This is a genomic window from Actinomadura coerulea (assembly GCF_014208105.1).
GTDB lineage: Bacteria > Actinomycetota > Actinomycetes > Streptosporangiales > Streptosporangiaceae > Spirillospora > Spirillospora coerulea.
The window spans coordinates 7,779,577-7,793,264 of record NZ_JACHMQ010000001.1; the positions used below are offsets into that span (position 1 = coordinate 7,779,577).

The following is a 13,688-nucleotide window of genomic DNA, read 5'->3' on the forward strand; positions in this document are numbered from 1 at the left end:
CGATCCGCTCATGGGTCGCGGAACGAAGCAGCCGGGAGAACCCGGCGCGCCCCGCGCCCGGCGGTCGCCGGCGCGGCCCACCGACCGGAGGTCTCCATGAGCGACTCCCCTCCGTCCTTCCTCGCGACGGGACGCGGCAAGCTCACCCTGACGCTGCTGTGCGCCATCGCGTTCCTGGACTTCATCGACGCCTCGATCGTCAATGTGGCGCTGCCCGCGATCCGCGCCGACCTGGACTTCTCCGTCCAGGACCTGCAGTGGGTGCCGTCCGGCTACCTGCTGACCTACGGCGGGCTCATGCTGCTCGGCGGGCGGCTCGCCGACCTGCTCGGACGCCGCCGGGTCGTGGTCGCGGGCACCGTGCTGTTCTCGCTGTCCTCGATCGCGGGCGGGCTCGCCACCACGTCCGGAGCGCTCGTCGCGGCGCGGCTCGCGCAGGGCGCCGGCGCGGCGCTGATGCTGCCGGGCACCCTGTCGATCCTGACGACCACCTTCAAGGAGGGCGGCGACCGAGGCAAGGCCCTCGGGGTGTGGGGCGGCGTCGGCGGCGGCGCCTCGGCGGCCGGGGTCCTGTTCGGCGGGCTGCTCACCGACGGGCCCGGCTGGCGCTGGGTGATGCTCGTGAACGTCCCGGTCTGCGTGATCGTCATCGCCGGGCTGCTCCTGCTCGTCGAGGGCGACCGGCGCCCCGCCCGGCTCGCGGGCTTCGACGCGCTCGGCACCGTCCTCGTCACCGGCGGGATGCTGCTGCTGGTGTTCACCCTCGTCAAGGCCCCGGACGCCGGCTGGGGCGCGGGCCGCACGATCGGCGGCCTCGCCGGGGCGGCCGCCCTCCTGCTGGCGTTCCTCGTCAACGAGCAGCGCAGCCGCAACCCCCTGCTGCCACTGTCGATCTTCCGGATCCGGGGGCTGGCCGCCGCGGACGTCACCCAGCTCGTCGCGGTCGCCGGGTTCCTGTCGATGTTCTTCTTCCTCAGCCTCTACATGGTGAACGTCCTCGGCTACTCGCCGCTGGAGACCGGCTCGGCCTACCTGCCGCTCTGCGCCGGCGTGGCCGTCGCCGCGGGCGCGTCCGCCCCGCTGATCGCGCGCGCCGGGACGCGCCCGGTGATGATCGCCGGCCTCCTGCTCGCCGCCGCGGGCACCTACCTGCTGTCGCGCATCCCGGTGGACGGCCACTACCTCACCGACCTGCTGCCCGGCCTGATGGTCACCTCGTTCGGGCTCGGGTTCACGTTCGTGGCCGTCACCACCGCGGCCAACGCCAACGTCCCGCCGGACAAGGCCGGGCTCGCGGCGGCCCTGCTCAACGCCTCCCAGCAGATCGGCGGCGCCCTCGGCCTGGCGATCTTCTCCGCGGCCGCCACCGCCCGCACGGACGACCTGCTCGCCGACCGCAGGCCCGCGCCCGAGGCCCTCACCGGCGGGTTCTCCCGGGCGCTGCTGGCCGGCTCCCTCTTCCTGGCCGCCGCGGCGGTCGTCGCCCTCCGCGCCGCCAACAGCCGGGGGGAGGCGTCCGCACCGGAGCCGGAGAAGCGGCCCGGCGCCGTTCCGGTCACTTAGACGGGGTGCCGCCGTTGCCGGGGACGTGGATCAGGGACGCCCCGAACAGGACCACCAGCCCCGACATCGCCAGCACGAACTGCGACGGCGACAGGCCGAGCGGGGCCGTGCCCGCCTTCCTCAGGAGGTCGGCCGCGGCCCCGGCCAGCAGCGCGGCCAGCGCCATGCCGAACCGCAGGACGGCGTGGAAGGCCGTGAGGGCCAGGTTCCGGTTCACGCCGCTCAGCGCCTCCTGGAGGTAGGTGATCCCGCCGACCAGGGCACTGGTCGCCGCCGCGCCGAACAGCACCGCTCCGATGAACGCCCAGGCCACCGTCCCCAGCAGGGCCATCAAGAAGATCACCACACCCTGCACGGCCGTCCCGACGCGGATCTGCACCGACAGCTTCCGGACCTTGCGGTGAATGATCAGCAGCCCGACGAGCGCGCCCACCCCGAACAGCACCACCAGCGTCCCGAACCCCACCGGCCCCGCGGTCAGGACGTTCCGGACGAACACCACGCCCAGCGAGAACAGCGCGCCCAGCCCGAGCGCCACCACCGCCACCCCGGGCAGGACGCCGCGCACCACCGGGAGGCGCACCGCCGACAGGAGCCCGCGGGGCGACGCCTCCTGCTCCGTGCGCTCCATCTCCCGCCGCTCGGCCGGCCCCGGACCGAGGTCGGGAATCGAGCGGATGGCGAAATAGCAGGCCAGATAGGTCAGGGCGTCCAGCCAGAACACCACCGCGTAGCGCCAGTTGCCGTGCAGGCCGATGTTCTCCGAGAACAGCAGGATCAGCCCGAACGCCCCGGCGCCCACCGGGATCATCCCGTACGAGGTGGCCATCGTGATGCCGTTGGCGATCTCCAACGTGCCCGTGTCGTGCCGGTTCTCCTCGTCCTCGATGAGGAACGGGATCGACGCGTCCCGGGCCGGCAGGAAGATCAGCCCCGCCACCTCGATCATGAAGGCCCAGAAGTACACCCACACCAGCCACGGCACGATCGGCAGCGCCAGCGCCATGCCCGTCTGGACCAGGGTCGCCCACATCATGACGCTGCGCCGCCGCCACCGCGTCACCACCCGCGCCGCCACCGGCGCGCCCAGCGCGGACGGGAGCAGCCGCAGCACCAGCACACCGCCGACCGCCGTGGTGGAGTCGCTGAGCTCCAGCACGAAGTACATCAGCGCCAGCGTGCCCATCCAGTCGCCGAACGAGGACACCGTCTGGCCGACGATGAGCCGCCGGAAGTCGCGCTTGTTCAGCTGCTCCCTGAGTCCCATGCGGGCTCCATCCCCGGTGTGTCGTGCTTCGGCGGCGCGTCGAGGACGGAACCCTTCAGCAGGGCGGCGAGCCGGGCCGCGGCGGCGTCCCAGCTCCAGCGTTCGCACGTCCACCGCCGTCCGGCGGCCCCCATCGCGGCGGCGCGCGCGGGGGAGCCGAGCAGGCCGTGCAGGGCCAGGGCGATCTCGTCCGGACCGGTCGCGTCGACCAGGACCCCCGTCAGGCCGTCCACCAGGGACTCGGGGCTGCCGCCCGACCGGCCCACCACCACCGGCAGCCCCGACGCGGACGCCTCCAGCACCGACAGGCCCAGTCCCTCGGTCTGGAGCCCCGCCCGGTCGTCGCGGCACGGCAGCGAGAAAACGTTGGCGGCGGCGTAGTAGCGCGGCAGCTCCGCGGCGGGAACGGGCCCGGTCACCGTGACCGTCCCGGGCGCCTCCCGGTCCGCCATCTCCGTGAGCCGGCGCCGCATCGGACCGTCCCCGACGATCACCAGCCGGGCGTCCGGGCACCGGCGCACCACGTCCCCCCACGCGCGGATCAGCATGTCGTGGCCCTTGCGCCGGACGAGCCGCGCGACACTGAGCACCACCGGCCCTCCGCCGAGGCCGTGCCGCCGGCGGACCGCCGTCCCGTCCAGCCCCGGCCGGAACCGCACGGTGTCGACGGCCCCGGCGAGCCGCGCCAGCCGCGTCCGGTCGCCGACGGCGTCCCGCAGTTCCGGCAGCGTGGTCGCGCTGAGATGGGTGAGGACGTCGAACGACCGCGCCGCCGCCCTCAGCGCCGCCCGCGTCGGCGGCGCCCGGAACCACCCCAGCTCCTGCCCGTGCGCGGACCCGACCAGCCACCGCACCCCCGCCGCCCGCACCAGCGGCGCGTACATCCCGAACGGCGCCGCCGCCGTGATCCACCCCGCCTCGACCTGGTGCCGCACCACGAGCCGCCGCAGCCCCCGGAACAGCAGATAGGCGCGCCGCCGGACGACGGGGAACCCGAGCCCGGCGTCGAACTCCGCGGCCCCCGGCCACGCCGGGGCCACGACGATCAGGCGGTCCTCGGGCAACCGTCGCGCCAACTCCCACGTGAACGTCTGCACACCGCCGGGCTCCGGTGGAAAGTGCCCGGTCAGCACCAACGTCCGCGGTATCTCCATGCGTCCACGATTTCCCGTCCAGACGCCCCCCAACCAAACCACCAGGCTACGAGCCGATATGTCCCTTCCAAGACGCCAGTACAAGTCGCCACGAACCGACTAAAGGTAAAGAGAAAGGGCGGTGTAATGAAGGTGAAGCTCATGGCGCGGTAAACGAGTGACAAGCGAGCGAAGAGCGACCAGGCTGAGTCCTCCGCAGACGGAGACGGGCCTCGGTAGGCCCCGACCGGGTACCGGCCTCCCCAGAGTGCCACGGTGCGGGTGGGTGATGAGGTGCGCGCGGGGGGACGGAGATCGAGGCATGCAGGGCGACGGGTCGAGCGAGGATACTTTCCCGCTCGGCAACCAAACCTGGAAACTCGACCGAGTCGAATGACGATTCAAGATCTGAAATTCGCAGCCCGCCCCGATATGCAACCCTGGACTGATGATGACTAACGAGGAAATTGGTCTGAGGCACGGCGCTCAAGCGCATCTCGGTGCCGGACTGAAAATGGCAGTTTTCAATATTCGAGAAGGGCGGGAAGGTGCCTCGCCCGAGGTGGTCGTCGCCGTCAAGGACGATAATGAGCACAAGTTCACACTGAACCCCGGGGGATGTGTTCCCGGTCGGTGACCAGACGTGCTTACGTCGAGCTGAAAACGCCAGTGCTTTGGCAGTGCACTCCAGGCAGAATCGGGTCTATGACGAACGTGGCCGACCGGCAGATACCCGAGTACCTCGATTTCGTCGGGCCCGGGTGGCGCGGCATCCTGATGCGGACTCATACCGAACTCCTCGCCGTGCTGCCGAACTACCAGGTAGTTCAGGTCAAGGAGAAGTACGGAATGCTGGACGTCAACCTGGGCGCGTACGTCGATCCCGTCACCGGGGAGTTCGGCATCAGCCGGGAGCTCGGCTCTCGGGTCAGTGCGATCCTGAACGCCGCACGGGACGAGTCCCGTCGCACCTGCGAGGTCTGCGGCGAGCCCGGTAGCGAGACCGGCCAGGCGTGGATCAAGACGCTCTGCCCCGACCACGCCCGGCCGACCTGAGCGGCCATGACTCAACCAAGGCACTCTGTGTGGCGGGCAAGTGGGCCTCCGGGCTCCGTTGTCACTGAGGGGGCATCAGTTGGACGTCGTGGTGGGTGCCTGGGTTAGTGAAGGTGAGCAGGTGGGCGGCTTCCTCCTGTATCGCTGACCGGTCCGTCGACGAAAGCGGGCGGAACGGTCGTACGGTCAGGGTGACGGTGTCGGGGGTGCTCCTCGCCGTCCAGGTGGCGGTGACCGTGCCGTCGACGAGGACCGTGGCGGCCACGGCGGCGCCGTTGCAGACGCGGCGGCGGATGTCGGCGGTCATCATCCTGGTGCGGTCGGCGTGGGCGAGCAGGGTCGCGTCGAACTCCGGCAGGAGGCGCACGGGCACCGGAACGTCGTCGTCGGGACGTGGCGCGTCCGGCAGGTCGAAGAGTTCCCTGCCCGACGCGTCGGCGAACACCCGCAGTTCGGGACGCAGGCGGTCGAACACCTCGCGGAGGCCGCCGAGACCCGACCAGGTGCGGGCGTCGGCCACCGACGCGGGGCCGAACGCCGCCAGGTAGCGCCTGACCAGCAGGCACGCGTCCTGGAGTGTCGGGTCCCGGTGGACGCCCGTCCAGTCGGCGCGGGCGAACGGCGTCGCGCCGCGGACGTTCCACGTGCCGCTCGGCGCCGGGTGCACCACGGGTTCGAGGTACTGCACCGACCATCCGAGGGCAGCGGGGTCGGCGTCCGGCCACCGGGGCGCGAGGAGCCGGCCGAGCTCGGGACGGGTCAGGGTCCGGCCGTCGGCGAGCAGGGCGCGGGCCTCGGTGACGAGCGCGCCGGGGTCGGCGCCGGCGACGCGGCGGCCGAACGCGGTGCGCTGCACCCGGCGCAGCAGCGGTGCCAGCTGCGGACGGACCAGCCGGAAGTCCGGCACCGACAGGAGGTGCTGCGTCGCACGCATCAGCGTCGAGCGGACCAGCTCGCGGTTCTCGATCGCCGCGGTCAGCTCGTTGATCGTGAAACCTTCCAGACGGTTCCACAACGCCAGGTACGGCAGGTTCGGGTCCTGCGCGTTGAGGCCGAGCAGCCGTTCGACGGCGGTGACCACCGGGAGGTCCGCGCGGCGCAGCAGCAGCTGGCGTCCGAGGAGCGCGCGGTTGAGCGCCCGCGCGGACAGTGCCTTGCGGGCGCCCATGTCAGCGCACCTTCCGGAAGAACGCGCGGATGTCGCCGGTCAGCAGATCGGGGGCCTCCATGGCCGCGAAATGGCCGCCGCGGTCGTACTCGGCCCAGTGCACGATCCTGTGCTGCTGCTCCGCGAGCGCCCGGATCGTGAGGTCACCCGGGAAGATCGCGCATCCGGTGGGCACGGGCGAGCGCTCCGCGGGGGCGCCCCACTGCGACGCCTCCTTGTACAACCGGATCGACGACGCCAGCGTGTCGGTCAGCCAGTAGAGCGTGACGTTGGTGAGCAGGGCGTCCCTGCCGACCGCGTCCTCCGGAAGCCGCTTGGCGGGGTTGCTCCACTGCTGGAACTGGTCGACGATCCAGGCGAGCAGCCCCACGGGTGAGTCGTGAAGACCGAACGCCAGCGTCTGCGGCCGCGTCGACTGGATCGCCGCGTACCCGAACCGCTCACCGGACGGGTCGGTCAGGACGGCGAGCCGCTCTTTGTCGGCTTCGTCGTAGCCGTCGTCGTTCCCGTCCCAGGACTGGAACGTCATGGGTCCGTTCATGTGGACTCCGACGACGCGCTCGGGGGCCATCCGGCCGAGCTGCGGCGAGACGAAGGAGCCGACGTCGCCGCCGTGCGCGCCGTACCGCCCGTATCCGAGCCGGTCCATCAGCCCGGCCACCGCCTCGGCGTATCGTGCGGTGTCGCCGTCCCCGGGCCTGCGCGTCGGCCCCGAGAACGCGAATCCCGGCAGCGACGGAACGACCAGGTGGAACGCGTCGGCCGGGTCGCCCCCGGTCGCCCGCGGGTCGGTGAGCGGCCGGATCACGTCCAGGAACTCGGAGAACGTCGCGGGCCAGCCGTGGACGAGCACGAGCGGAAGCGCGTCCGGCTCGGGCGACCGGATGTGCAGGAAGTGCATCCGCTGCCCCTGGACCTCGGTGATGTGGTGCGGGTGCTCGTTCAGCGCGGCCTCGTGCACGCGCCAGTCGTAGCCGGTGCGCCAGTACTCGGCGAGGTCCTTGAGGTAGGAGACGGGGACGCCGTGGGCCCAGCCCACCCCGGGAAGCTCGTCCGGCCAGCGGGCGGACGCGAGCCGCGCGTTCAGGTCGTGGATCCGGTCCTGCGGGACGTCGATGGTGAAGGGGTGAATGTCCTGTTCGGCGCTCATGAGGACCACGCTAGGAAGAAGTTAGGACGGTTTCGTTCCTAAGAGCTGACATTCTGGAATCCATGCGGGACACATCCGCGCGGTTGCTCAGGCTGCTGTCGCTTCTCCAGACCCATGGGGACTGGTCCGGCGCCGAACTCGCCGACAGGCTGGGCGTGACCACCCGTACCGTCCGCAGGGACGTGGACCGGTTGCGGGAACTGGGGTATCCCGTCCACGCCACCCAGGGCACCGCCGGGTACCGGCTGGGGGCGGGTGCGTCGCTGCCGCCCCTGCTGCTGGACGACGACGAGGCGGTCGCGGTGGCGCTCGGGCTGCGGACGGCGGCCGGAGGGTCCGTCGCCGGGATCGAGGAGGCGTCGCTGCGGGCGCTCGCCAAGCTCGAACAGGTGCTTCCGCCCCGGCTGCGGTACCGGTTGGCGACGCTGGCCCGGGCCACCGTCCGCGTCGGCGCCCGCGCCCCCGAGGTGGACGCCGGCACGCTGCTGGCCATCGCCGACGCCTGCCGCCGGCACGAGCGGCTGCGGTTCGGCTACGCGGGCCCGCGCGGGGACACCGTCCGCCAGGTCGAGCCGCACAGCGTCGTCAACTTCGGACGCCACTGGTACCTCGTGGCCTGGGACCGCGACCGCGGCGACTGGCGCACGTTCCGGGTGGACCGCATGCGGCCGCGGCTCCCGGCGGGTCCGCGCTTCCCGCCGCGCGCCCCTCCGGACGGCGACGTGGCGGCCTACCTCGCGCGCCGGCTGTCGGTGAGGACGTGGGCCTGCCAGGCGACGGTCACCCTGCACGAGCCCGCCGACGCGGTCGCCGGCCGCGTGTGGCCGGGCATGGGCGTCGTCGAGGCCGTCGACTCCCGCAGCTGCCTGCTGCATGTCGGCGCCGACACCCCGTCCGCCCTCGTGTGGATGATCACGTCCGTGGACGCCGACTTCACCTTGACCAGCGGCCCGCCCGAACTGGCGGCCGCCCTCCGCGCCCAGGCCGCGCGGTGTCTGGGCGCCGTCGACCAAGTCTGACCTGTCTCTTCCGCGTGTTCGGGCGCTCAGGTGATTCGGACGGCTTCCAGCACTTCGTCGGCGTTCAAGGCGTGCACGGTGCCCTGCCAGCACTCGGACGGGCCGTAGTTGCCTCGGTCGAGGATGCACTCCCAGGTTCTCTCGATCTCGTCCCGCAGATCGGTGGGCCACTCCCGGATCGGTGCGTCACGTATCCCCGCCGCGCGCAGACGGGCGTCGAACTCGTCGTGCGCCTCCTCCCAGCGGGTGAACGCGTCGTCCTCGGACTCGCCAGGCAGCCTCGGCATCCCCAGGGCCTTGTTCAGGACCAGATGCCACTCGTCGAAGTGTGAGAGGAGCACCCGTTCCCGTGGGACCCGGCAGGTGAGCAGCACCTGGCCGCGCGAGCGGTGGCAGGTATCGACCAGATGCTTGCGACGGGTGCGTGCCCAGAGCCACAGTGCGCCCTCTCCGCCGGTCGGTAGGCGGGCCGCCATCATCCGGTGGATCCAGTCGTAGGCGTCCGCGAACTCGGCCTCCGCCAGACCCGGGTCCGGCCTCAGTGTGCCCGTCGTGAGCAGGGTCTCCAACGCCTCGACCGGTTGGACGGTGTGAAGCAGCAGCCGTTCCGCGTCGAGGTCGTAGCCCATCCGACCGGCGGGCACGGCCTGCTCAGGCTCGGCGTTCCGAACTGGAAAGGGGGCCACGCCGTCATCATGACGGCTTCGACGGACAGAAGACGGCCTCCACGGCCTTGTTCGCATCGATAGCGGCTACGGCGGTGGCTCAGGCGTGAGTTGCCCGGAGCCTCGGCTACTGGACGATGACGGTGGTCTGGGTGGCCTGCTTGTCGTCTGTCCAGCCGTCGTGGCCGGCGTCGGACTGCCAGTGCTTGCCCGCGTAGCGGACTTCGGTCAGGCCGTAGGCCTGGGCATGGGTCACGGCCCAGCTCGCGACGGCCCAGCCTGATCGGGGGTTCGTGACCTGGATCGAGTTCCACGACTTCGGGTCGGACGGGGAGCCCGCCTTGAGGGGGCCCGGGCCGCCGACCTTCAGGCGGCTGCCGAACGCGCGGCGCATCTCCAGGAGCGCCTCGGGCCGGCGGGACGTCGTCTTCTTGTCGGGCGGGTACCAGCAGCGGGCCGTGGCGGGCTCGCGGCCGGTGAAGGCGGTCGCGAGGAGCTTGCCGTCGGGCTCGTGCTGGGCGTAGGCGCGGCCGTCGGCGCTGCGCTGGACCTTCTGCGCCGCGTCGTGCAGGTCGCGGTCGAGGTAGTCCTTGACCTTGATGAGGGCGTCGAAGAACTTGCTGGTGGCCTGGACGGGATCGCGGAGCTTGTCGGGCGTGCCCCAGCCCTGGGACGGGCGCTGCTGGAACATGCCCACCGAGTCGCGGTCGCCGTTCGGCAGGTTGTGGATGTGCGACTCCTGGATCGCGGTCGCGTAGGCGATCACCACGGCGCGTTCGGGGAGCTGCTTGCGGAACGCGACGGCGGCGATGGTGGCGGCGTTCGCGCCCTGCTCCAGGTCGAGCGGCATCTTGCCCAGGCTCGTGCGCACCTCGCATCCGGACCCGTGCAGGTACGGGCGCATCCGTTGGAACCCCACGTAGACGCCCACGCCCATCAGCAGCACGACGACGCACAGGACCGCGGCCCAGCGGACGCCGCGCCGGCGGCGCCCGCCGCTCGCCCCCTCATCGGGGCGCGCCTTCAACCTCGCCCAAACAGCCACGCGAAGACAGTACTGGGAGATGGCCACCAGTAAGCTCAGGAGGCATGACCGAAACGTTCACCAGCCCGATCTCCGGCGGCATCGACGAGTTGTGGGAGCGGCGCGCCGAGCTGACGCCGGACGACGCCGAGGCGCGCGCGGCCATCATGGCCGCCGTCGACCAGCTCGACGCCGGGGAGGCCCGCGTCGCCCGGATCGATCCCGCCACCGACGAGGTGGTCGTCGACGAGCGGGCCAAGCGGGCGATCCTGCTGAGCTTCAAGGTCCTCGGCATGGCGCGCTCGCAGGTGGGCGACTTCCGGTACCACGACCGCATCCCGCTGAAGACGCGCCTGGACGGCGTGCGCGTCGTGCCGGGCGCCATCGCGCGGTGGGGCGCCCACCTGGCGCCGGGCGTGGTGCTGATGCCGTCGTTCACCAACATCGGCGCCTACGTCGACTCCGGGACGATGGTCGACACGTGGGCGACCGTGGGGTCGTGCGCGCAGGTCGGCAAGAACGTCCACCTGTCGGGCGGCGTCGGCATCGGCGGCGTGCTGGAGCCCCCGAACGCCAAGCCCGTGGTGATCGAGGACGAGGCGATGATCGGCAGCCGCTCCATGATCGTCGAGGGGGCGCGGGTGGGGCGCGGCGCCGTCGTCGGGTCGGGGACGAACCTGTCGGCGTCCATGCCGGTCATCGACGTGGAGACGGGCGAGGAGATCAGCCGCGGGCGCATCCCCGACTGGTGCGTCGCGGTGGGCGGCACCCGCTACAAGGAGTTCAAGGGCGGCACGTTCGGGCTTCCGGCGGTGCTGATCCTCAAGCGGCTGGAGGAGGGGCAGCGCCACGACAAGGCGTCCCTCAACGACATCCTCCGCGACCACGGCATCAACACCTGAACGGGACCTCGGCGAGCCTGAGCGGGCGGTCGGTGAGGACGGCGGCCGAGGCGGCGTAGCCGGGGCCGGCGTCCAGGTCGGCGAGGCGGACGGGGGAGACGGCCGCCTCGCCCTCCCAGGCGATGACCTCGGGGGGCTCGTCGGGGGCGGTGACGTGGATGGCGGTCATCGGGGCGGCCAGGCCGTGGCCGGTGGCCTTCAGAAGGGCCTCCTTGCGGCTCCAGTAGGCGTGGAAGCCGCGTTTCCGGTCGGTCATGGCCTTCAGCGCCTCCGATTCGGCGGGGGTGAGCACCATCCGGGAGAGGCGGTCGATGTCGCGGTCGCCCTCCTGTTCGACGTCCGCCCCGACCTCGGCGCCCTCGACGAGGACGAGCAGGACCCGGTCCCCGGAGTGGGAGAGCGAGAAGTCCAGGCCGCTGCCGGGCAGCCGCGGCTTGCCGTGCGAGTCGCCGCACAGCGGGCAGCCGGTGGTGAAGCGCAGGTCGCGCGGGGCCCGGCCGGTCGCCTCGGCGAGGACCGTGCGGGCCAGGAACCGCCCGGTGACGAACCGGGCCTTGTCCTCGGCTCGCATGAACCGCGCATAGCGGGCGCGCTCCCCGTCGTCGAGAAGGTCGCGCATCCGGGGGTCGTCGGCGGGACGCGCCCAATGGACGGCGCACTCCAGTACGGGCATCTCCACGCACGCGATGATAGATAACCTTCCACCATGGGGCTTGATCTGCACTCGGACGTCGCGGACCTGACGGCGGCGGTCGTCGACATCGAGTCGGTGAGCGGCGGGGAGGAATCCCTGGCCGGGGCCGTCGAGGAGGCGCTGCGCGCGCTGCCGCACCTGGCGGTGGAGCGCGTCGGCAACAACGTCGTCGCGCGCACCGATCTCGGACGGGCCGAACGGGTCGTGCTGGCCGGGCACCTCGACACCGTCCCGCTGAACGGCAACCTCCCGTCCCGCGTGGAGGGCGACCGGCTCTACGGCTGCGGCACCACCGACATGAAGAGCGGCGTCGCGGTCGCGCTGCGGCTCGCCGCGACCGTCGAGGCGCCCAGCCGCGACGTCACCTACGTCTTCTACGACTGCGAGGAGGTCGAGGCCGCGCGCAACGGGCTGCGGCACCTCGGGCAGGTACGGCCCGAACTGCTCGCGGGCGACTTCGCGGTGCTGATGGAGCCGACCGGCGGGCTGATCGAGGGCGGCTGCCAGGGCACGATGCGCGTCCAGGTCACCGCGACGGGGGAGCGGGCGCACAGCGCGCGCGCCTGGATGGGGTCGAACGCGATCCACTCGGCGGGGGCGATCCTGGACGTCCTGCGCGCCTACGAGCCGTCCCGCCCGGTCGTGGACGGGCTGGAGTACCACGAGGGCCTGAACGCGGTGTTCATCTCGGGAGGCGTCGCCGGGAACGTCATCCCGGACGAATGCGTCGTCACCGTGAATTATCGGTTCGCGCCCGACAAGTCCCTTGCCGACGCGGAGGCGTACCTCCGGGAGACCTTCGCCGGCTTCGAGGTGACGGTCACCGACGGCGCGTCCGCCGCCCGCCCCGGGCTGAACCACCCGGCCGCCGCCGCGTTCGCCGCCGCGAGCGGCGCCGAGGTCCGCGCCAAGCTCGGCTGGACCGACGTCGCGCGCTTCGCCGAGCTCGGCGTCCCGGCCGTCAACTACGGCCCCGGCGAGCCGACCCTCGCGCACACGCGGGACGAGTACGTCGAGATCCCCCTCATCGCCGAGTGCGAGCAACGAATGCGCACGTGGCTGGAGGGTCCCATTACCGTGGCTTCATGACATCGGAAGTGAATTCCCGCTCGCGCCGGCAGGGGCCGGCCATGCTGCGGGGGCGGGCCGTCCCCCCGACGACGACCGACCAGCGCCTCCTGGACGGCCGCGGCCCGGTCGACTGGGTGCACGCCGACCCGTGGCGGGTGCTGCGCATCCAGGCGGAGTTCGTCGAGGGCTTCGGCCTCCTCGCCGAGCTGCCGAAGGCCGTCAGCGTCTTCGGCAGCGCCCGCACCAAGCCCGACTCCCCGGAGTACGAGCTCGCCGTCGACATCGGCGCCCGCCTGCACGAGGCCGGCTACGCCGTCATCACCGGCGGCGGTCCGGGGATCATGGAGGCCGCCAACAAGGGCTGCGACGAGAACGGGGGCCTGTCGGTCGGCCTCGGCATCGAGCTGCCGTTCGAGCAGAAGCTGAACGACCACCTCGACATCGGCCTGGAGTTCCGGTACTTCTTCGTCCGCAAGACGATGTTCGTGAAGTACTCGCAGGCCTTCGTCGTCCTGCCGGGCGGCTTCGGGACGCTGGACGAGCTGTTCGAGGCGATCACCCTCGTCCAGACCAAGAAGATCACCCGGTTCCCGATCGTGCTGGTCGGCACGAAGTTCTGGGGCGGCCTGCTCGACTGGGTCAAGGAGTCGATGCTGACCTCCGGCAAGATCTCGCCGCAGGACATCGACCTGATCCACCTCACCGACGACCCGGAAGAGGTCGTCCGGATCATCATCGAGGGCCACACCCGGGCCGAGCAGGAGATCATCGAGTCCCGCGCCGCCGCCGAGGCCGCCGAGACCGCCGGGGAGTAGCCGCGCCGCGGACCTGCGTGACCGGCCCGATCATGCAGGTCCGGGCGACCTCTCCGTGCGCGGACCGGGCTACCTCGGGGCCCGGTCCGTCCACCCGGCCACGAGCGCGGCGCCGCCGGGCACCGCGACCCGCGCGCCGTCGGCCGAGACGAGGAAGTCGG

General features: G+C 72.0%; 14 protein-coding genes. 7 read left to right on the plus strand and 7 right to left on the minus strand.

Translation table 11 applies throughout. The features are described from left to right. Positions 1-96: 96 nt before the first annotated feature. Entirely contained in the window at positions 97-1,563 is a 1,467-nt protein-coding gene (locus tag BKA00_RS36085; RefSeq protein WP_185032746.1) for an MFS transporter, read from the plus strand. Here the strand turns inward: BKA00_RS36085 and BKA00_RS36090 are convergent. Next, positions 1,556-2,830 carry an MFS transporter gene (locus BKA00_RS36090; protein ID WP_185032748.1) on the minus strand — a complete coding sequence of 425 codons (1,275 nt, stop codon included), beginning with the start codon at positions 2,828-2,830 and terminating at the stop codon, positions 1,556-1,558. The genes BKA00_RS36085 and BKA00_RS36090 overlap by 8 nt on opposite strands. Further along, complete coding sequence (locus BKA00_RS36095; RefSeq protein ID WP_221493435.1) at positions 2,809-3,984, minus strand: glycosyltransferase family 4 protein; 1,176 nt, start codon at positions 3,982-3,984, stop codon at positions 2,809-2,811. The genes BKA00_RS36090 and BKA00_RS36095 overlap by 22 nt, the downstream gene beginning before the upstream one ends. Positions 3,985-4,411: 427 nt before the next feature. On the opposite strand from BKA00_RS36095, the gene BKA00_RS36100 reads away from it, so the two are divergent. Further along, complete coding sequence (locus BKA00_RS36100; RefSeq protein WP_185032750.1) at positions 4,412-4,600, plus strand: hypothetical protein; 189 nt, start codon at positions 4,412-4,414, stop codon at positions 4,598-4,600. A 68-nt stretch (positions 4,601-4,668) separates the two neighbouring features. After that, positions 4,669-5,019: a TraR/DksA family transcriptional regulator gene (locus BKA00_RS36105; RefSeq protein WP_185032752.1), complete on the plus strand. Its 351-nt coding sequence runs from the start codon at positions 4,669-4,671 to the stop codon at positions 5,017-5,019. A gap of 61 nt (positions 5,020-5,080) precedes the next feature. Here BKA00_RS36105 and BKA00_RS36110 read toward each other — a convergent pair whose 3' ends face one another. Further along, the gene (locus BKA00_RS36110) at positions 5,081-6,187 is read right to left on the minus strand and encodes a winged helix DNA-binding domain-containing protein (protein ID WP_185032754.1); all 1,107 of its coding nucleotides are present in this window, start codon (positions 6,185-6,187) and stop codon (positions 5,081-5,083) included. A 1-nt stretch (position 6,188) separates the two neighbouring features. Continuing rightward, positions 6,189-7,337, minus strand: coding sequence for an epoxide hydrolase family protein (locus BKA00_RS36115; protein ID WP_185032755.1), 1,149 nt, complete (start codon positions 7,335-7,337; stop codon positions 6,189-6,191). 62 nt (positions 7,338-7,399) lie between these two features. Here BKA00_RS36115 and BKA00_RS36120 point away from each other — a divergent pair, with 62 nt between their 5' ends. Beyond that, positions 7,400-8,356 (plus strand): helix-turn-helix transcriptional regulator, encoded by a 957-nt coding sequence (locus BKA00_RS36120; protein WP_185032757.1) that lies wholly within the window; start codon positions 7,400-7,402, stop codon positions 8,354-8,356. A 26-nt stretch (positions 8,357-8,382) separates the two neighbouring features. Here the strand turns inward: BKA00_RS36120 and BKA00_RS36125 are convergent, their stop codons facing one another. Both BKA00_RS36125 and BKA00_RS36130 read right to left on the minus strand, forming a co-directional pair. Beyond that, on the minus strand, positions 8,383-8,985 hold the full coding sequence (locus tag BKA00_RS36125) for a DUF3841 domain-containing protein (protein ID WP_185032759.1): 603 nt from the start codon (positions 8,983-8,985) through the stop codon (positions 8,383-8,385). Between the two features lie 163 nt (positions 8,986-9,148). Then, the gene (locus BKA00_RS36130; protein WP_230299250.1) at positions 9,149-10,066 is read right to left on the minus strand and encodes a hypothetical protein; all 918 of its coding nucleotides are present in this window, start codon (positions 10,064-10,066) and stop codon (positions 9,149-9,151) included. A 44-nt stretch (positions 10,067-10,110) separates the two neighbouring features. Between BKA00_RS36130 and BKA00_RS36135 the strand changes: the two genes are divergently transcribed. Further along, positions 10,111-10,947 (plus strand): 2,3,4,5-tetrahydropyridine-2,6-dicarboxylate N-succinyltransferase, encoded by an 837-nt coding sequence (locus tag BKA00_RS36135; protein WP_185032761.1) that lies wholly within the window; start codon positions 10,111-10,113, stop codon positions 10,945-10,947. Here BKA00_RS36135 and BKA00_RS36140 read toward each other — a convergent pair. Further along, positions 10,937-11,620, minus strand: a complete 684-nt coding sequence (locus BKA00_RS36140) for a 4'-phosphopantetheinyl transferase family protein (protein WP_230299251.1) — start codon at positions 11,618-11,620, stop codon at positions 10,937-10,939. The two genes, BKA00_RS36135 and BKA00_RS36140, sit on opposite strands and share 11 nt — an antisense overlap. 33 nt (positions 11,621-11,653) lie before the next feature. Between BKA00_RS36140 and dapE the strand changes: the two genes are divergently transcribed. Next, entirely contained in the window at positions 11,654-12,730 is a 1,077-nt protein-coding gene (gene dapE, locus BKA00_RS36145) for a succinyl-diaminopimelate desuccinylase (RefSeq protein ID WP_185032763.1), read from the plus strand. Next, positions 12,727-13,527, plus strand: coding sequence for an LOG family protein (locus BKA00_RS36150; protein WP_185032764.1), 801 nt, complete (start codon positions 12,727-12,729; stop codon positions 13,525-13,527). The genes dapE and BKA00_RS36150 overlap by 4 nt, the downstream gene beginning before the upstream one ends. Positions 13,528-13,688 lie beyond the last annotated feature (161 nt).